Origin of the sequence: Janthinobacterium glycogeni (assembly GCF_051380725.1) — a bacterium.
GTDB lineage: Bacteria > Pseudomonadota > Gammaproteobacteria > Burkholderiales > Burkholderiaceae_D > Janthinobacterium.
Genome location: NZ_JBNYXP010000003.1, coordinates 350049 through 366315 on the forward strand (window position 1 = coordinate 350049; position 16267 = coordinate 366315).

At 64.7% G+C, this 16267-nt stretch carries 16 protein-coding genes; 12 read left to right on the forward strand and 4 right to left on the reverse strand.

What is annotated here, in order from left to right:
• Positions 1 to 78: 78 nt before the first annotated feature.
• From ACQ4W4_RS10045 to ACQ4W4_RS10055, 3 genes are all read left to right on the forward strand, one after another.
• Positions 79 to 1035, forward strand: coding sequence for a LysR family transcriptional regulator (locus ACQ4W4_RS10045; RefSeq protein WP_436541859.1), 957 nt, complete (start codon positions 79 to 81; stop codon positions 1033 to 1035).
• Between the two features lie 63 nt (positions 1036 to 1098).
• Positions 1099 to 3189: a c-type cytochrome gene (locus ACQ4W4_RS10050; RefSeq protein WP_436541860.1), complete on the forward strand. Its 2091-nt coding sequence runs from the start codon at positions 1099 to 1101 to the stop codon at positions 3187 to 3189.
• An 81-nt stretch (positions 3190 to 3270) separates the two neighbouring features.
• Complete coding sequence (locus ACQ4W4_RS10055; protein WP_436541861.1) at positions 3271 to 4551, forward strand: NRAMP family divalent metal transporter; 1281 nt, start codon at positions 3271 to 3273, stop codon at positions 4549 to 4551.
• A gap of 3 nt (positions 4552 to 4554) precedes the next feature.
• Here the strand turns inward: ACQ4W4_RS10055 and ACQ4W4_RS10060 are convergent, their stop codons facing one another.
• Positions 4555 to 5349 (reverse strand): SDR family NAD(P)-dependent oxidoreductase, encoded by a 795-nt coding sequence (locus ACQ4W4_RS10060; RefSeq protein ID WP_436541862.1) that lies wholly within the window; start codon positions 5347 to 5349, stop codon positions 4555 to 4557.
• A gap of 70 nt (positions 5350 to 5419) precedes the next feature.
• On the opposite strand from ACQ4W4_RS10060, the gene ACQ4W4_RS10065 reads away from it, so the two are divergent.
• The 7 genes from ACQ4W4_RS10065 (at position 5420) to ACQ4W4_RS10095 (ending at position 10397) form a co-directional block, all read left to right on the forward strand.
• Entirely contained in the window at positions 5420 to 5818 is a 399-nt protein-coding gene (locus ACQ4W4_RS10065; protein WP_436541863.1) for a MerR family transcriptional regulator, read from the forward strand.
• Positions 5815 to 6465, forward strand: a complete 651-nt coding sequence (locus ACQ4W4_RS10070) for an SMI1/KNR4 family protein (RefSeq protein WP_436541864.1) — start codon at positions 5815 to 5817, stop codon at positions 6463 to 6465. Before ACQ4W4_RS10065 ends, ACQ4W4_RS10070 begins: the two co-directional genes overlap by 4 nt.
• 100 nt (positions 6466 to 6565) lie before the next feature.
• Positions 6566 to 7117 (forward strand): DUF4142 domain-containing protein, encoded by a 552-nt coding sequence (locus ACQ4W4_RS10075; protein ID WP_436541865.1) that lies wholly within the window; start codon positions 6566 to 6568, stop codon positions 7115 to 7117.
• Between the two features lie 123 nt (positions 7118 to 7240).
• Positions 7241 to 7621, forward strand: coding sequence for a hypothetical protein (locus tag ACQ4W4_RS10080; RefSeq protein ID WP_436541866.1), 381 nt, complete (start codon positions 7241 to 7243; stop codon positions 7619 to 7621).
• Positions 7622 to 7649: 28 nt separating this feature from the next.
• Positions 7650 to 8066: a hypothetical protein gene (locus tag ACQ4W4_RS10085; protein WP_436541867.1), complete on the forward strand. Its 417-nt coding sequence runs from the start codon at positions 7650 to 7652 to the stop codon at positions 8064 to 8066.
• A 239-nt stretch (positions 8067 to 8305) separates the two neighbouring features.
• Positions 8306 to 8773, forward strand: a complete 468-nt coding sequence (locus tag ACQ4W4_RS10090) for a cache domain-containing protein (RefSeq protein WP_436541868.1) — start codon at positions 8306 to 8308, stop codon at positions 8771 to 8773.
• Positions 8774 to 8864: 91 nt separating this feature from the next.
• Positions 8865 to 10397, forward strand: a complete 1533-nt coding sequence (locus tag ACQ4W4_RS10095; protein WP_436541869.1) for a methyl-accepting chemotaxis protein — start codon at positions 8865 to 8867, stop codon at positions 10395 to 10397.
• Here ACQ4W4_RS10095 and ACQ4W4_RS10100 read toward each other — a convergent pair.
• The gene (locus ACQ4W4_RS10100) at positions 10394 to 11476 is read right to left on the reverse strand and encodes a hypothetical protein (RefSeq protein ID WP_436541870.1); all 1083 of its coding nucleotides are present in this window, start codon (positions 11474 to 11476) and stop codon (positions 10394 to 10396) included. The genes ACQ4W4_RS10095 and ACQ4W4_RS10100 overlap by 4 nt on opposite strands.
• Before the next feature lie 10 nt (positions 11477 to 11486).
• Positions 11487 to 11918, reverse strand: a complete 432-nt coding sequence (gene cadR / locus ACQ4W4_RS10105) for a Cd(II)/Pb(II)-responsive transcriptional regulator (protein WP_034787498.1) — start codon at positions 11916 to 11918, stop codon at positions 11487 to 11489.
• A 99-nt stretch (positions 11919 to 12017) separates the two neighbouring features.
• Between cadR and ACQ4W4_RS10110 the strand changes: the two genes are divergently transcribed.
• Both ACQ4W4_RS10110 and ACQ4W4_RS10115 read left to right on the forward strand, forming a co-directional pair.
• Positions 12018 to 14300: a heavy metal translocating P-type ATPase gene (locus tag ACQ4W4_RS10110; RefSeq protein ID WP_436541871.1), complete on the forward strand. Its 2283-nt coding sequence runs from the start codon at positions 12018 to 12020 to the stop codon at positions 14298 to 14300.
• 71 nt (positions 14301 to 14371) lie between these two features.
• On the forward strand, positions 14372 to 15436 hold the full coding sequence (locus ACQ4W4_RS10115) for an alpha/beta hydrolase (protein ID WP_436541872.1): 1065 nt from the start codon (positions 14372 to 14374) through the stop codon (positions 15434 to 15436).
• 20 nt (positions 15437 to 15456) lie between these two features.
• On the opposite strand, the gene ACQ4W4_RS10120 is transcribed toward ACQ4W4_RS10115, so the two are convergent.
• Positions 15457 to 16266 (reverse strand): anti-sigma factor family protein, encoded by an 810-nt coding sequence (locus ACQ4W4_RS10120; protein ID WP_436541873.1) that lies wholly within the window; start codon positions 16264 to 16266, stop codon positions 15457 to 15459.
• Position 16267: the final 1 nt, after the last annotated feature.

Consider the following 16267-nt stretch of genomic DNA (forward strand, 5'->3'; position numbering starts at 1 on the left):
AGAGTGGAAATCACAGGAACTACTGTAGGGCTTGCGCTATCATAGTGGAAATGAATAAAGTAAATACTAGGTATAGTCATGGACAATTTACGTAAGCTCGACTTGAACCTGCTGCTGACCCTGAACGCCCTGTTGATCGAGCGCAACGTCACGCGGGCGGCGGCGCGGCTGCACCTGAGCCAGCCTTCCGTCAGCGTGCAGCTGGGCAAGCTGCGCGCCGCCTTCGACGATCCGCTGCTCTTGCCCGGTCCGCGCGGCATGCTGCCCACGGCGCGCGCGCTGGCCCTGTTCGCACCGCTGCAAGCCGTGCTGGCCCAGCTCGAGCAAGTCTTGCAGCCGGAACAGGCGTTCGACCCGGCCAGGGCCGAAGTGCGCTGGAATCTGGCGGCGGCCGACGCCACCGAGTATGCGATCCTGCTGCCCATGCTGCCATCCTTGCGCGCGCAAGCGCCGCTGTCGCGCATGGCCGTGTTCGAAGCGGTGCCGGCGCGCATGGCACACGACCTGGAAAGCGGCCAGGTCGACCTGGGCTTTTTGGCACAGGAAGAAGCGCCGCCCGGCTTGCGCCACCGCACCTTGTTCACGGAACACTATGTGCTGGCGAGCCGGCGCGGCCACCCGCTGCTGCAATCGCCGCCCGGCCTCGATCAATTCTGCGCGCTGGAATTCATCGTCGTCTCGCCCAACGGCGGCGGCTTCCGCAGCAACGTCGATACGGCGCTGGAGCTGCTGGGCCGGACGCGCAAGGTGGTGCTGTCCGTGCCGCATTTCCTCATCGTCCCGCCCCTGCTGGCGGCGTCCGACATGGTGGCCCTGCTGCCGTCGCGCCTGCTGAAGAATGCGCTGGGCGCCGTGCGCACGTGGGAGCCGCCCGTCACCCTGCCCGATTACGAGATGGCCATGGTGTGGCACGAGCGCATGCATTTGGACCCGGCGCACCGCTGGCTGCGCGAACGCATCATGGCCAGCTTGCAGGCGCCCCTACAGGATTTCCCAGTGCAAGACACTAGGGAAGATTACCTAGTCGATCGATAGAAATTCCCAATTTTCGCCGTGGTGACGAATGCGTAAGCTTGCGCGTAATAATAAAGGATCACCATGAACGCCATTTCCATCCTGCATCGCGGCTCGCGCCGCCCTCCCGCTTCCTCCCCTTCGATGTTTGGCCGGCTTGCCGTCATGCTCCTGGGCATGCTGGCCTGCTGCGCCAGCGCCTGGGCCGCGCCTGCGCCCACGGCCTCGGTCGAGCTGATCAAGCGCGGCGAGTATGTCGCCCGCCTGGGCGACTGCGTGGCCTGCCACACCAGCCCGAACGGCGCCGCCATGGCCGGCGGCCTGGAACTCAAAACGCCGTTCGGCACCATTTACAGCACGAATATCACGCCGGACGTCAGGACGGGCCTGGGCACGTACACCTTCGCGCAATTCGACCGCGCCATGCGCAAGGGCGTGGCGGCGGACGGTCACAACCTGTATCCGGCCATGCCCTACCCTTCCTACGCGAAGATCACGCCCGGCGACATGCAGGCCCTGTACGCCTATCTGCAGCGCGGCGTGGCGCCCGTGGCGCAGCAAAACCGCGAAACGGACATGAAGTGGCCGTTCAGCATGCGCTGGGGCTTGTCCTTGTGGAACGCCGCCTTCCTCGACGATGCGCCATTCAAGCCCGACAGCGCCAAGTCGGCCATGTGGAACCGGGGCAGCTATCTGGCCCAGGGACTCGGCCATTGCGGCTCCTGCCATACGCCGCGCGGCGTGGCTTTCCAGGAAAAAACCATGGGCCAGGACGGCAGCGGCGGCAAGCATTACCTGTCCGGCTTCACCTTCGACGGCTGGCACGCGGTGAACCTGCGCAATCTGTGGACGCCGGCCGATATCGTGCAATTGCTGAAAACGGGCCGCAACAGCTTCGGCACGGCGGCCGGCAGCATGACGGAAGTCATCACGCACAGCACGCAGTACTTCACGGATGCCGACCTCGACGCGTTGGCGCACTACCTGCACGGCTTGCCCGCCAAGGACAGGGCGGCCGCACCGCCGAAGAAAGCGGTGCCCCAGGTGGCAGCCAGCAACGATGCGCTGTACAACACGCGCGGCGGCCTCGGCTACCTGCAGTTTTGCGCCACCTGCCACCGCCGCGACGGCCGTGGCGTGGACAACATCTTCCCGCCGCTGGCGCAAAACGACTCGGTGCAGTCGAAAGACGCCACCTCTGTCATCCATATCGCGCTGACGGGCTGGCAGTCGGCCGTCACGCAGCACTCGCCCCGTTCCTTCGGCATGCCCGCGTATGACCGCCTGTCGGACACGGAACTGGCGGAAATCCTCACCTTTGTGCGCGGCAAGTGGGGCAATCAAGGCGCCCCCGTCACGCCTGCGCAGATCGCCAGGGTGCGCAAGGAGCTCAAGCTCAAGGCGCCGGACGCGGGCGGCTTCGTCACGCCCCGCTTCGCCGCCCTGACGGCCGATCCGAATGCCAATCAATTGATCCACGGCATGCAGCTGATGACGGAAACGCGCGCGCGCCTGCCGCAAAACGTGGGCAACGACCTCAATTGCAGCAGCTGCCACCTGAATGGCGGCACGGTGGCCAACGGTTCGCCCTTCCTCGGCATTTCCGCCTTCTTCCCGTCGGAAGCGCCGCGCGCCGGCAAGGTGATCAGCCTGGGCGAGCGCATCAACGGCTGCTTCCGCCGCTCCATGCACGGCAAGCCGCTGCCCGTGGACGGCCCCGACCTGCAGGCGATGGTTGCCTATATAGACTGGATGAAGGGCGCCACGCAGGCGGGCGACAAGGTGGCGGGACGCGGCGTGGCGAAGATCGACCGCAAGCTGCTGCCCGATCCCGTGCATGGCAAAAAGGTGTATGCCGAGCAATGTGCCGTTTGCCATGGCGCGAATGGCGAAGGCATCAAGGGCGCCAACGGCGTGGTGGCCTTCCCGCCGCTGTGGGGCGAGCGTTCCTTCAATATCGGCGCCGGCATGGCCCGCACCTATACGGCGGCTGGCTTCGTCAAGGCCAATATGGTGATGGGCCACGGCCAGAAATTCCCGCTGGGCCAGGGCAACCTGTCCGACCAGGACGCCGTCGACGTCGCCGAGTATTTCACCCACATGCCGCGCCCGGACTTCCCCGACAAGGTCAAGGATTGGCCGAAGGGCGGCAAGCCCAAGGATGCGCGCTACTGAGGCGCGCGTTTCCAGGGGACGGCCCTTCTTGGCGACGCCCGCCTGTGATACGCTGCTCGCTCCACCACACAGGAGCGATGCATGCAGACCGACAGCGGCCACGCGGACCCGTCCGACACCTGGCTGGGCAAGCTGGGGCCCGGCCTGATCACGGGCGCGGCCGATGACGACCCCAGCGGCATCGCCACGTATTCGCAGGCCGGCGCCCAGTTCGGTTTCGGCATGCTGTGGACCGTGTGCCTGACGTTTCCCCTGATGCTAGGTATCCAGGTCATCAGCGCGAAGATTGGCCGGGTCAGCGGCCATGGGCTGGCGACGAATATCCGCCGCCACTATCCCCGCGCGCTGCTGTACGCCATTGTCGGCTTGCTGCTGTTGGCCAATGTCATCAATATCGCCGCCGACGTGGCCGCCATGGGCGACGCCCTGACCCTGATCATTGGCGGTCCCACGCACCTGTACGCTGTGGCCTTCGGCCTGCTGTCCCTGCTGCTGCAAGTGTTTATTCCCTACCAACAATATGTACGCTTCCTGAAATGGCTGACCCTGGGCTTGCTGGCCTATGTGGCCACCGTGCTGACCGTGCATATTCCCTGGGGCGAAGTGGCGCTGCGCACCGTCTGGCCGCGGTTTGCCTGGTCGGCCGCCTCGGTGACCATGATCGTGGCGGTGTTCGGCACGACGATCAGCCCCTACCTGTTTTTCTGGCAAGCCTCGCAGGAAGTGGAGGACTTGCAGGCGGACGCTGGCGCGCAAGCCTTGCGCCGCGCGCCGGAGCAGGCGCCACGCCAGTTCCAGCGCATCAAGATGGACACGGCCATCGGCATGGGCTTTTCCAACCTGGTGGCGTTTTTCATCATGCTGACCACGGCCGTGACCCTGGGCGCGCAAGGCATCACGCATATCGACACGTCGGCGCAAGCCGCGTCCGCCCTGCGCCCGATCGCCGGTGAATTCGCCTTCGCCCTGTTCAGCCTGGGCATCATCGGCACGGGCTTGCTGGCCATTCCCGTGCTGGCCGGCTCGGCCGCCTACGCCATGGCCGGCGCCTTTCACTGGAAAAACAGCCTGGAACTGGCGCCCAGGGCGGCCAAGAAGTTCTACGCCATCATCGTCACGGCCACCGTGATCGGCGCGGCCCTGTGCTTCACGCCGCTCGACCCCATCAAGGCCCTGTACTGGAGCGCCGTCATCAATGGCGTCATTTCCGTGCCCATCATGGCCCTGATGATGGTGATGGCGTCGCGCCCCGCCATCATGGGCACGCTCACCATTTCAAGACGCCTGCGGGCGCTGGGCTGGCTGTCGACTCTCGTCATGGCGACGGCCGTGCTGGCCATGTTCGCCACCATGGCGTTCTGATGCCTAGACTGCCTTCGGCTTGAGCATGCCTTCCACGATGCCCAGCACGGTCTGGCGCGGCAGCAAACGCGGCAGCCAGGCCAGCAGCCGGTTGGGCCTGCCCGCCACGTGGCTGCTGCGGCCCTGGTCCAGCGCGCGCAAGCCTTCATCGACGACGGCTTGCGGCGCCATGCGCTGGCCCACGGCCGCCTCGGGGGCGGCCACCACGTCGAAGAAGGCCGTGTCCGTGGCGCCCGGGCACAAGCCCAGCACGCGCACGCCGCGGCTGCGGTTTTCCGCCCACAGCGCTTCCGAGAACGACAGCACGAACGCCTTGCTGGCGCCGTACACGGCCATGTAGGGATCGGGCTGCAGGGCCGCCGTGGACGCCACGTTGATGACGGCGCCCCGCCCCTGGGCCAGCATGTGCGGCAAGACGCAGTGCGTCAGTTCCATGAGGGCCGTGCAATTGACGGTAACCTCAAGCATTTGCCGCGCCAGATCGATGCTTTCGAAGCGGCCGTGCGTGGCGAACCCCGCGTTATTGATCAGCACGTCGGGCGGCATGCCCAGCGCGCAGGCCTGTGCATGGGCGGCGGCCGCCGCTCCTGGCAGGCCCAGGTCGACCGCCAGCGCGTGCGCGCGGATGCCGTGACGCTGGGAAAGTTCCTTGGCCAAGCTGTCGAGCACGGCGCCGGAACGGGCCAGCAGCAGCAAATGGGCGCCGCGCGCGGCCAAAGTTTCCGCAAAGACGCGGCCGATGCCGGACGAAGCGCCCGTGATCAGCACGGTCTGGTTGGTGTAGTTGAAGGCGGTCATGGCAATTGAATCGTAGTGAAGAGAAATTCACTGTAAACTGTAGACTTTAGTCCACGGTCAAGGGGAATCGATGCGTATCGGAGAAATCACCCGCCTGACGGGCGTCAGCAAGGATACGGTGCGCTTTTACGAGCGCCAGGGGCTGCTGGACGAAGCGCCGCAGCCGGGCCTGACGAATAACTATAAGCAATATTCGGCGCAGGCCTTGCGCCGGATCGAGCTGATCGGCCACGCCAAGGCGCTGGGCTTTACCTTGAAGGAAATCGCCGAAGTCATTGCCGTCTGGCAGGAAAACGCGCTCGATGCGGCCACCAAGCGGGTCATGCTGGAAACGAAAATCGCCCAGATCGACGACAAGGCCCGCTCGATGGCCGTGCTGCGCGCGGGACTTGTCGATGCGCTGGCCAAGGTGGAGACGGGCTGCGAGGATGGCTCGTGGCCGAAAGAAATTTACAAGGATAAACAATGACTTATTACACACGATACCGCCACCTGGCGCTCGAGGGCGCCAAGCCCGCACCCACGGCGCAGCAGATCGCCGCCATCGAAGCCTTGCTGGAAGCGCCGTTGCCGCCCGCCTTCCTGGCATTCCTGCAAGCGGCCAACGGCGCGTATTTCGACTACACCACGGATGTGCCTGACGGCAATGGCGGCGTGGAAAAAATGGGCTTCAATACCTTTTTCAGCGCCGACGAAGGCGATTTCTGTGATGAAACCTTGGTCGGCGAAATTCGCGCCGCGCGCCAGCACACGGACATGCCGGTGCGCATCCTGCCCTTCGCCCGCGATGGCGGCAATTCCATGGTGTATCTGGATCTGACGGAGGAAGGCGGCGGCCGCGTGCTGGCCTATGTACAGGAGTTGCCGGACTGGACGGGCAAGCACGCCCATGGCCTGATGGAACTGGCGCCTTCGTTCGACGCTTGGCTGGACAGGCTGTATATCGACCGCGACACGGTGCTTGACGAACTCGAACACAGCATGTCGCAACCGTCGCACCTGGAAGCGATGGCGGAATGGCTCGATATCGGCATGCCCGCCTGGCGCCGCGATGCCGGCATCGCCGCTTTGTTCGCCTTGAAACAAGTCGAACTGTGCGCTAGCGAACAGGACTAGTCCTACTAACAGCTTCGAAAATGTCCTATGGGTGTGCGCGGGTTGACGGCTTAACATTGTCATCAGTTTGCAGAAAAAACCACACTCGAAAGGATTTCCCATGCCTATTCCGACCAGCACTTCCCGTACCCCGTCTTTTAAAAGCGTGGCCATCGGCGCCGCCGTTGCCTTATTGAGCGGCATCGCCATCAACAGTATCGCCGCTGCCGCGCCGGGCGCGTATGACAAGCAGTTCCTCAGCAAGGCCGCCGACGCGGGCAGCACGGAAATTGCCGCCAGCAAAGTGGCACAAAGCAAGAGCAGCAATGCGGAAGTGAAGAAATTCGCTGATGCCATGGTCACCGATCACACGAAAGTGGCGGACGAGCTGAAACAGTTGGCCAGCAGCAAGCAGATCGAGGTCAGCGACCAGCCCGGCAAGAAGCATCAGGCGCAGATCGACAAGCTGAGCCGGCTGGAAGGCGCGCAGTTCGACAAGGAATATGCGGCCACCATCGGCGTGGCGGCGCACAAGGAGGCGGTGAAACTGTTTACGGATGCCAGCCAGAAGGCGAGCGATCCTGACATCAAGGCCTTTGCCGCGAAGACCTTGCCAGGGTTGCAACATCACCTGGAAATGGCCACGACCCTGCACACGGCGGTGGGGAAATAGCCAAGCGAATAGCCAAGTTACCGGCAATTAGCGGGGATATGCTTGCTGTACGTGCCGTACGGCAAGCATATCTGCTCTTGACATACAATGCGGCAACTTCGTTTTTGGCCATGCCATGACCTCATGCAGCTACTCAAGAAAACCGGCCTGATCGCCGCCGCCTTCCTGCTCATCCTCCTGCTGGCAGGCTGGCTCTTCATCAAAGTCAGCGCGGCGCGCAATGCCACCGTGTATGCACAGCAGTGGAACGACCAGGGCACATGCGTGATCAAGACCTATGTGCCCCACTACGGCAACGGCGTGCCGCAGAACATCGTGCGCGCGCTGAGCACGTCCACCTTTTTCCGCGTCTACCACAAGGATGGCACCTTGCTGGAAAGCACGGAATGGGTGCTGGACATGCATGAAGACGGCATCCTCGACCACGCCCGCTGGGGCCAGAACCGCGCCATCTACCCGACGGACCTGGGATATGAAGGCTGGACCTTGCCCGAATGCGCGTGATCATTTAGCAATCAAACGAAAGACTGCCATGCTGCGCGGCCCCTGGAGCGACGCTCCCTATCTTCCCACGCTTCACCATTTCCTCGGTCCCTTCGACGTGTATGACCGCGAAGAAACCCTGGGCGTGGAACTGGACCGCTGGGACATGAACGACCCGGTCCAGCGCGCGGCGCTGATACGGCGCGACATCACCTCGCAATACAAGGAACTCAGCTATCGCCACCGCCATGCGCTGGTGGCCGTGCTGGCGCAGGCGCTGCAGGATCCCGGCTATGACTTCCAGGCCATCCTCGAGCATGACCCCGACAGCACGCACGCCCTGCCCGCTCTGTGGGATGACATGGACGACCCGCGCGCCTTCTTTGCCGATATCTACCGCCTGGTGCTGCAAGATTGGCACGACGACCTGGCGCGCGCGGCGGCGGAAGACCCGGCCAGCTGGTAACGCGGCGCCCGCGCCACACTATCGATACGCTAGCCTGCGCTCTCACTTTCCCTCTGTGAACGCGATTGCGGCCATTTGCACGCCACGTTGCAAAAACGCCCCATTCAAAAAAAATCTGTTGCACCAGCGCATGCCTGCCGCCATCGCGCTACTATGAAACGTCGGCACTTCGATAGGCGCCGCCTCACCGCACCGGTTCCCCGCCGGCTTTCCCCTGCCGCAATGTGAAGGAGATTCTTATGCCCAAGTTCGCCCCTGCCATTTGCCTGTCGGTCATGCTTGCCGCCGGTATGCTGGCCTGTATTGCCAGCGCTGCCGAAGGCGGCGCCACGCGCGCCGACGCGGAAGCGATGGTCAAGAAAGGCGTGTCCTACATCAAGAGCGCCGGTGATGCCAAGGCGTATGGCGAGATCACGGCCAAGTCGCCGCAATTCATCCTGCACGATCTGTACCTGGTCGTGTACAAGCTCGACGGCACGGTGGTCGCGCATGGCGCCAATCCGAAAATGGTCGGCAAGAATTTGATCGAGCTGAAGGATATCGATGGCAAGGCTTTCGTGAAGGAACGAGTCGACCTGGCCAAGAGCAAGGGCACCTTCTGGCAGGAATACAAATTCACGAATCCGGAAACCAAGAAGATCGAGCCGAAGGTGATGTACTGCGAAAAGCTGGCCGAGACCGTCGTCTGCGGCGGCATCTACCTGTAACCTGCGACCGCGCCGCCAGCGCCGGGATGGTACACCGACCTCTCAACGAATTTCTCAACGATATGGGCCGCATGTGAAAATCGCACAGAAGATGTTGATCGTCCCGGTGGTCGCGCTGGCTTGCCTGCTGGCCATGGGAGCCTTGTCCTATTTCGCCATGCAGCAAAACGAAAGCCGCATGCGCGACCTGAAAGACGTGACCTTGACGGCCGAGCGGCTTGCCAACCAGCAAGCCATTGCCCTGGGCCAGGTGCACGCCGACGTGTATGCGAAGATCGCCATCGCCGCCAGCCTGTCGGACGAACAGTTCAAGCAGTTCGGCGCGCAGACGGATCGCCAGCTCAATGCCATCGCGCAAGGCTTGAAGGAACTCAAGCAATTCTCGGGCGCCGCCACGGAAGCGGGCCAGGCGCTGCCGGGTGTCGAACGCTACCGTGCCAGCGTGGCGCAGGCGCTGGACCTGGCCTCGATGGACCCGAATACGGGCGTGGCGGCGAGGCAAAATGCCGCGGGGCACTACCAGCAAGTGCGCGGACAGCTGCGCCAGGTGCTGCTCAACCTCGACCTCCGCACGGTCGAGGCGCTGCAGGAGACAAAAAATGCGGGCCAGCGCGCCGGCTGGCTGTCGCTGGGCACCATGGCGGTCGGTTTTGCCCTGCTGGCCCTGATCGCCACCTGGGTGGCGCGCTCCGTCGTGCGGCCTATCGACGAGGCGTGCCGCGCCGCTGAAAGCCTGGCGGCCGGCGACCTGACCACGCGCATCGACGCCCGGAGCGACGATGAGGTGGGCAAGCTGTCGCGGGCGCTGGCTACCGTCTTGAAAAACTGGAACACATTATTGGGCGAGATACGTCAGGCGGGTTCCACCATCACGGTGGAAGCGAGCGAAATCGCGCTCGGCAATGCGGACCTGTCGGCCCGCACGGAGTCGCAAGCCCATTCCTTGCAGGAAACGGCAACGTCCATGCACGCCTTGACCGATACCGTGCGCGAAAACGCCAGTCATGCGCATCAGGCCAACCAGATGGTGCTGTCGACCTCGAACGTGGCGCTGGAAGGCGGCCGCGTCGTGGGCCAGGTGGTCGAGACGATGGGTTCGATCAAGGCCAGTTCCGGGCGCATCGTCGACATCATCGCCGTCATCGACGGCATTGCCTTCCAGACCAATATCCTCGCCTTGAACGCGGCCGTGGAAGCGGCGCGCGCGGGCGAACAGGGGCGCGGCTTTGCCGTCGTCGCCACGGAAGTGCGGGGCCTGGCGCAGCGCTCGGCCACGGCGGCGCGCGAAATCAAGCAGCTGATCGAGGATTCCGTTGCCAGGATAGAAACGGGCAGCGAGCTGGCCGACAGCGCCGGGCGCACCATGGGCGATATCGTCGCCTCCGTTCAGCAGGTGACGGAGATCATGAACGACATCACGGCGGCCAGCCAGCGCCAGAGCAAGGGCATCGAGGAAGTCAACAATGCCATCACGGAAATGGACGAATTGACCCAGCGCAATGCCGCCCTGGTCGAGCAATCGGCCGCCGCCGCGCAAAGCATGCAGGACCAGGCGCATGATTTATTGCGCGTGGTCGATGCTTTCCGCCTGGGCGACGGCGGCCCGCCGCTGCTGCCGCGTTAGCGCCGGTGCGGCATGGCCGCCTGGGAACAGGCTCGCATGGCCTTGCCTGCTTCGACCAGCGCGGGGTCTGTTTCACGCAGCAAGACATTGCCCATGCGAAATTGCTGATCGTAATCACCGAGCATGGCGGAATACAGAAAAACCTGATCCTGCCTGCGCCAGGCGGCACTGCGGTTACTGCCGGGCGCGACGGGGATGGCGGCGCTGAAATAACTGTACAGGCCGCCAACCTTTTTCTTGTGCAGCCATTCCAGCAATTGCACGATGCGGTACTGTTCCAACAGGCTCAGTTCGCTGACATTGGCGCTGGACAAGGCGTAGTACAGTTCCAGCCGGGCCATCCAGTTACCCTTCTCGCCTGCTGCCGCCAGCGCATTCCAGGCGGGGCCGGCGCGCACCTTGCGCACGTCGGCCGGCGAACCCATCCATGCCTCGACGGCGCCCTGGTCGGGCACGGAGCCGTAGTAATCGGGCGCGCGGCAGACGAACTGGCGTGCGTCGGGGCCACCTTCCTTGACCTCGTCGGCGATGTGCCGCGCGACCTTGTCGCCGATGCCCAGCAGGCGCTTGCCATAGCCTTCCAGGGTCCAGCTCGACGGCAGGCGCCCCAGCCAGGCCAGCGCATCGTCGTTGTCCCTTGCCGCCACGGCATAGGCGGCGATTTTGGCCTGCATTTTCACTGCTTTCTGCTGCGCCGCCAGCTTGAGCGCCTCTTGCTCCTCGTCATAGCTGCTCGTGGTCTTGGCCAGCTTCACGCAGCCGAGGAAATCCTCCGGCGCGCCCAGCCAGCACTGGGCCGGCACCTTCAGTTGCCAGCGCATGCTGACGGTTTTCAGGATATAGTTTTCTTCGCCCTGCTCCCCTTTGACATAGGCGCGGCCGTCCGCCTTGGTCACGCCTTTCGTCAGCTGCTTGCCACCCACCGTGCTCCAGGTGTACGGGTCATCGTCTTGCGGCACGCCGGGCACGGCGTACAGGGTCAGGTAGTGGCCGGCTGCCGCAGGCGCATCGGCGGCATGGCAGAGTGGGGACAGCAGGGATAAGGTGAGTAAAGTTTTTTTGGATAACAGTTTCAGCATGAAGCATTCATCAATGAAGTTCGGTATGGCAGGCGCAGTCGTGGCCGCTGGCCGCCTCGGACAGGTTTTGCAAAATCGCGCAGTCTTGCGACGGCTGCGGCTGGTCGCACTGGTGGCGCAGGGTCACCAGTTGCTGCTGCAGGGTTTGCAAATTCGCCATCTGTTCGGCGATGCGCAGGATGTGGTGGTCGAGTAATTCATTGACGCTCTGGCACCCTTCGGCCGGGTTGTTCTTAAATTCCAGCAAGGCGCGGATATCGGTCAAGCCGATCTGCAGCGAGCGGCAATGGCGGATGAATTGCAGCCGTTCCTGGTGTTCTTCGCGGTATTCGCGGTAGCCGGCGCTGTTGCGGCCCGGTTCCTGCAGCAAGCCCGCCTTTTCATAGTAACGCACGGTTTCCACGTCACAATCTGTCCGTTTGGCCAGTTCTCCGATACGCATGGCATCCCCTTTTCATTCCAGTCTGCAAATTTCGCTTGACCCTGTAGCCGCTACAGGGTTTCTAATGGAAGCATACACGAAACCGGAAGGACGAATGCGATGCCGCACGATAGCCACGATCATATCCACGAGCACAAGCACGACCATGCGCAAGACGCCAAGCCCAGCCACGGCAGCTGCTGTTCGCACAGCCACGCTGCTCCGGGAGGCGACTCCGCGCCCGCCCTGCCCAGCGCCCCCATCGACGGCGCGAGCACGGCCAAGTACCGCATCGCCAACATGGATTGCCCCACGGAAGAACGGCTGATCCGTAACAAGCTGGCCACCATGGCGGGCGTCGTGGGCCTCGATTTCAACCTGATGAACCGCGTGCTCGACGTGCACCACACCCTGCCCTCGCTGGCCACCGTGGAAGCGGCCCTGCACGGCATCGGCATGCAGGCGATTCCCATGAAAGCGGACGCGGCCGTCACGCGCGACCCGGACGAAGGCAGCCTGAGCAACCTGCAAAAAGGCTTGCTGGTGGTCTCCGGCCTGGCCGCGGCCGGCGCCGAAGCGCTGGCGTGGACCACGCATGAAGACAGTTCACCCCTCGTCATCGCCCTGGCCCTGCTGTCGATCGCCACGGGCGGCTGGCCGACCCTGAAAAAGGGCTGGATCGCCCTGAAAACGTTCACCCTGAATATCAATTTCCTGATGAGCCTGGCGGTGTTTGGCGCCATCGCCATCGGTCAGTGGCCGGAAGCGGCCATGGTCATCTTCCTGTTCGCGATTGCCGAGCTGATCGAAGGCTTGTCGCTGAACCGCGCGCGCAACGCCGTGCACAGCCTGATGCAGCTGGCGCCCGACACGGCCACGGTTGCCGACGCCAGCGGCGTCTGGCAGCAAGTAGCCGTCGCCACGGTGGCCATCGGCGCGACCATGCGCGTGAAACCGGGCGAGCGCATCGCGCTCGACGGCGTGGTGGCCAGCGGCGAGTCGTCCGTCAACCAGGCGCCGATCACCGGTGAAAGCATGCCGGTGGACAAGGCCGTGGGCGACGTCGTGTATGCGGGCACCATCAATGAACGTGGCTTGCTCGACGTCACAGTCACGGCCAACAGCGGCAACAGCACCCTGGCGAAGATCGTCAAGGTGATCGAGGAAACCCAGGGCAAGCAGGCGCCCACGCAGCGCTTTGTCGACAACTTCGCCCGCTACTACACGCCCGCCGTCGTCGTGTTTGCCATTCTGGTGGCCGTGCTGCCGCCCTTGCTGCTGGGCCAGCCCTTCATGGCCTGGGTGTATAAGGCGCTGGTGATGCTGGTGATCGCCTGCCCGTGCGCGCTCGTCATTTCCACGCCCGTCACGGTCGTCAGCGGCCTGACGGCGGCCGCGCGGCGCGGCATTCTGGTGAAAGGCGGGCAATTCCTGGAAACGGGTTATCGGATCAAGGCCATCGCCGTCGACAAGACGGGCACCCTGACGATGGGCAAGCCGGCCGTCACGGACGTGGTGGCATTGGCAGGCAGCAGCCGCGACGCCATCCTGCAGCTGGCCGCCAGCCTGGACGCCAATTCCGCCCACCCACTGGCCGCCGCCATCGTCAAGGCCGGTCCGCCCGCCAGCAGCCATGTGCCCGTCAGCCAGTTTGCCGCCCTGCATGGGCGCGGCGTGCGGGGCGATATCGCCGGCCAGACATACTACCTGGGCAATGCCCGCCTGATGACGGAATTGAACGTCCTGACGCCGGCACTGCAAGCTATCCTGGCGCGGCTGGAACAGCAAGCCTATACGGCCATGGTGCTGGCGACCAACGCCGGCGCGCTGGGCGTGATCGCCGTGGCCGACGTGCTGCGCCCGACGGCGGCGTCCGCCATCGCCCGCCTGAATGCGCTGGGCGTCACCACCGTGATGCTGACGGGCGACAACTTGCTGACGGCGCAGCGCATCGCGGACGAGGTCGGTGTCAGCCTGGTCAAGGCGGAATTGCTGCCGGAAAATAAACTCGATGAGATCAAGGCCTTGCAGCAACAGTTCGGCGTGGTCGCCATGCTCGGTGACGGCGTCAACGACGCCCCGGCCCTGGCGCAAGCGGACATCGGCTTTGCCATGGGCGCGGCCGGCAGCGACACGGCCATCGAAACGGCGGACGTGGCCCTGATGGACGATGAACTGGGGAAATTGCCCGAATTCATCAGCCTGAGCCAACGCACGCGCAGCATCCTCGTGCAAAACATCAGCTTTGCCATCGGCATCAAGGCCGTGTTCTTCGGCCTGGCCCTGGCCGGCATGGCGACCCTGTGGATGGCCGTGTTCGCCGACGTGGGCGCCAGCCTGCTGGTGGTGGCCAACGGGCTGCGCCTGCTGCGCGGCAGCAAGCAGGCCTCGTCCCAGGCATAAATAGTTCCATCTGGACAATTCATGTAAACAACGCTAGCTTGGGGCTGTCCACAACCGTCCCAGGGTAGCCGATGCCTCCTTCGCTCCGCCTCACCGTGCTGGCCGCCCTGCTGCTGCCGCTGACCTGCCTGCACGCCGCAGGGCCGCCTCCCCCCGCTGCCACCGCCTGCGTCTCGCCCGCCCAGCCCCTGCGCGAACAGGGCTACGTGCCCATCAACGGCATCGGGCAATGGATCACGATCACGGGCGCGGCCTGCCGCAATCCCGTCATCCTCTTCATCCATGGCGGTCCCGGCAATGCCTTGAGTCCGTATGCGGATGCCATCTATGCGGGCTGGCAGCAGGATTACACCCTGGTGCAGTGGGACCAGCGGGGCGCGGGCATGACGTACGCGCAGCAGCGCCCGTCCGACGACGTGCCCCTGACGGTGGCGCAGATGCGCGACGACGGCATCGCCGTGGCCGCCTACCTGCGGCAGCACCTGGGGCTGGACAAGGTCATCCTGATGGGCAGTTCCTGGGGCTCGATCCTGGGCGTGCACATGGCCAAGGCCCGCCCCGACCTGTTCCACGCCTATGTGGGCGCGGCACAGGTGGTCAATGCGCGGCAGAACGAGGCGGGCATGTACCGGGAGGTTCTGGCGCTGGCGCAGGCGGCCGGCGATACGGCCACGGTGGACAGGCTGGCGGCGCTGGGTGCGCCGCCATGGCGCGACCCGCGCAACTTCGGCATCCTGCGCCGCTTCGACCGCAAATATGAAGCGCTGGCTACGGATGCGCCGCCGAAACACTGGTGGCAGCCGGCACCGTTCTACGCCACGCCGGCAGCCCTGGCCGCCGCCGAGGCGGCCGACGATTATTCCTACCTGCAATTCATCGGCCTGCACGGCGACGGCATGTTCGCCAGCATCGACCTGCCCGCGCTGGGCACGCGCTTCGACTTGCCCGTGTTTCTCGTCATGGGCGAAGCCGACCTGCTGACCTCGCCCGCCATCGCGCGCACGTATTTCGACAGCATCACGGCACCGGCGAAGGGTTTTACCGTGGTGCAACGGGCCGGGCACGACCCGAACCAGGCCATGCTCGACGCGCAGTGGAAGGTCCTGCGCGAGCAGGTGGCGCCCCTGCTCCGGTAGCGCGCCCGGTGCCGCCCGCCTTAGGGCATGGCATCCCTGTCGATCCGCGCCGTCAGCCGGCGCTCGAAATCCTGCAGTTCCGCCCCGTTGAGGTCCGATATCAGCTGATAATGCATGCCGGCGCGGCTCCAGCGTATCAGGTGATAGCCCTGCCGCGTGCTGGCGCGGGGCGGCGCCTCTGCCGCGTCGGGCCAGACGTACAGGTTCAGCACGTGCTGGTGCCGGCGGTACGCGAGGGCGGCGACGGGACGCTGCCCGATATAGTCGAGGCGCCCGCCTACCAAGGGATAGCCTTCCTGCGCCAGGTCCACCACGGGCGGTGAAAAGTCGAGCTTGCCGCTGAACCACGGCTTGACGGTGTGCTGGTCGGAAGATGCCACGTCGGCCAGGTGGTTGGGCAGCAGCGAACGGAAATGGCTGGCGACGATCTCCTGGTCCAGCCGCTCCGTGTCGGAAGGCGCGGACAGGTATAGGGCCAAGGTGACGGCCAGGGCGGCCGTGCTGGCGCTGGCCACGCCGAAGTTGATCCACGCCCACGGCAGCCGCGCCCAATGCCGGCCACGGTGCACCTCTTTCTCCTCTTGCACCTCCTGTTTCTTCCCTTTCACCTCGTCCCGCAGCGCCCCCTGCAGGCGCTGGCGCAGGGCGGCCGGCGCCGTATGCCGCGTGCCATGCGTGCCGACGGCCGCGCGCAAGGCCTGTATTTGCGCGCTGGCCCTGGCGCAGTCCGGACACCGGTCCAGGTGCTGGCGCAGTTGCGCCGCCGCCTGGGCATCGAGTTCGCCATCGGCCAGGGCGGACAGCTTGCGGCGGGATTCCTTGCACTCCATT

Bases quoted from the DNA above. Each gene is read 5' to 3' on its own strand.
- ACQ4W4_RS10045 (WP_436541859.1), top strand. From the start codon at position 79: ATGGACAATTTACGTAAGCTCGACTTGAACCTGCTGCTGACCCTGAAC.
- ACQ4W4_RS10050 (WP_436541860.1), top strand. From the start codon at position 1,099: ATGAACGCCATTTCCATCCTGCATCGCGGCTCGCGCCGCCCTCCCGCT.
- ACQ4W4_RS10055 (WP_436541861.1), top strand. From the start codon at position 3,271: ATGCAGACCGACAGCGGCCACGCGGACCCGTCCGACACCTGGCTGGGC.
- ACQ4W4_RS10060 (WP_436541862.1), bottom strand. From the start codon at position 5,349: ATGACCGCCTTCAACTACACCAACCAGACCGTGCTGATCACGGGCGCT.
- ACQ4W4_RS10065 (WP_436541863.1), top strand. From the start codon at position 5,420: ATGCGTATCGGAGAAATCACCCGCCTGACGGGCGTCAGCAAGGATACG.
- ACQ4W4_RS10070 (WP_436541864.1), top strand. From the start codon at position 5,815: ATGACTTATTACACACGATACCGCCACCTGGCGCTCGAGGGCGCCAAG.
- ACQ4W4_RS10075 (WP_436541865.1), top strand. From the start codon at position 6,566: ATGCCTATTCCGACCAGCACTTCCCGTACCCCGTCTTTTAAAAGCGTG.
- ACQ4W4_RS10080 (WP_436541866.1), top strand. From the start codon at position 7,241: ATGCAGCTACTCAAGAAAACCGGCCTGATCGCCGCCGCCTTCCTGCTC.
- ACQ4W4_RS10085 (WP_436541867.1), top strand. From the start codon at position 7,650: ATGCTGCGCGGCCCCTGGAGCGACGCTCCCTATCTTCCCACGCTTCAC.
- ACQ4W4_RS10090 (WP_436541868.1), top strand. From the start codon at position 8,306: ATGCCCAAGTTCGCCCCTGCCATTTGCCTGTCGGTCATGCTTGCCGCC.
- ACQ4W4_RS10095 (WP_436541869.1), top strand. From the start codon at position 8,865: ATGTTGATCGTCCCGGTGGTCGCGCTGGCTTGCCTGCTGGCCATGGGA.
- ACQ4W4_RS10100 (WP_436541870.1), bottom strand. From the start codon at position 11,476: ATGCTGAAACTGTTATCCAAAAAAACTTTACTCACCTTATCCCTGCTG.
- cadR (WP_034787498.1), bottom strand. From the start codon at position 11,918: ATGCGTATCGGAGAACTGGCCAAACGGACAGATTGTGACGTGGAAACC.
- ACQ4W4_RS10110 (WP_436541871.1), top strand. From the start codon at position 12,018: ATGCCGCACGATAGCCACGATCATATCCACGAGCACAAGCACGACCAT.
- ACQ4W4_RS10115 (WP_436541872.1), top strand. From the start codon at position 14,372: ATGCCTCCTTCGCTCCGCCTCACCGTGCTGGCCGCCCTGCTGCTGCCG.
- ACQ4W4_RS10120 (WP_436541873.1), bottom strand. From the start codon at position 16,266: ATGGAGTGCAAGGAATCCCGCCGCAAGCTGTCCGCCCTGGCCGATGGC.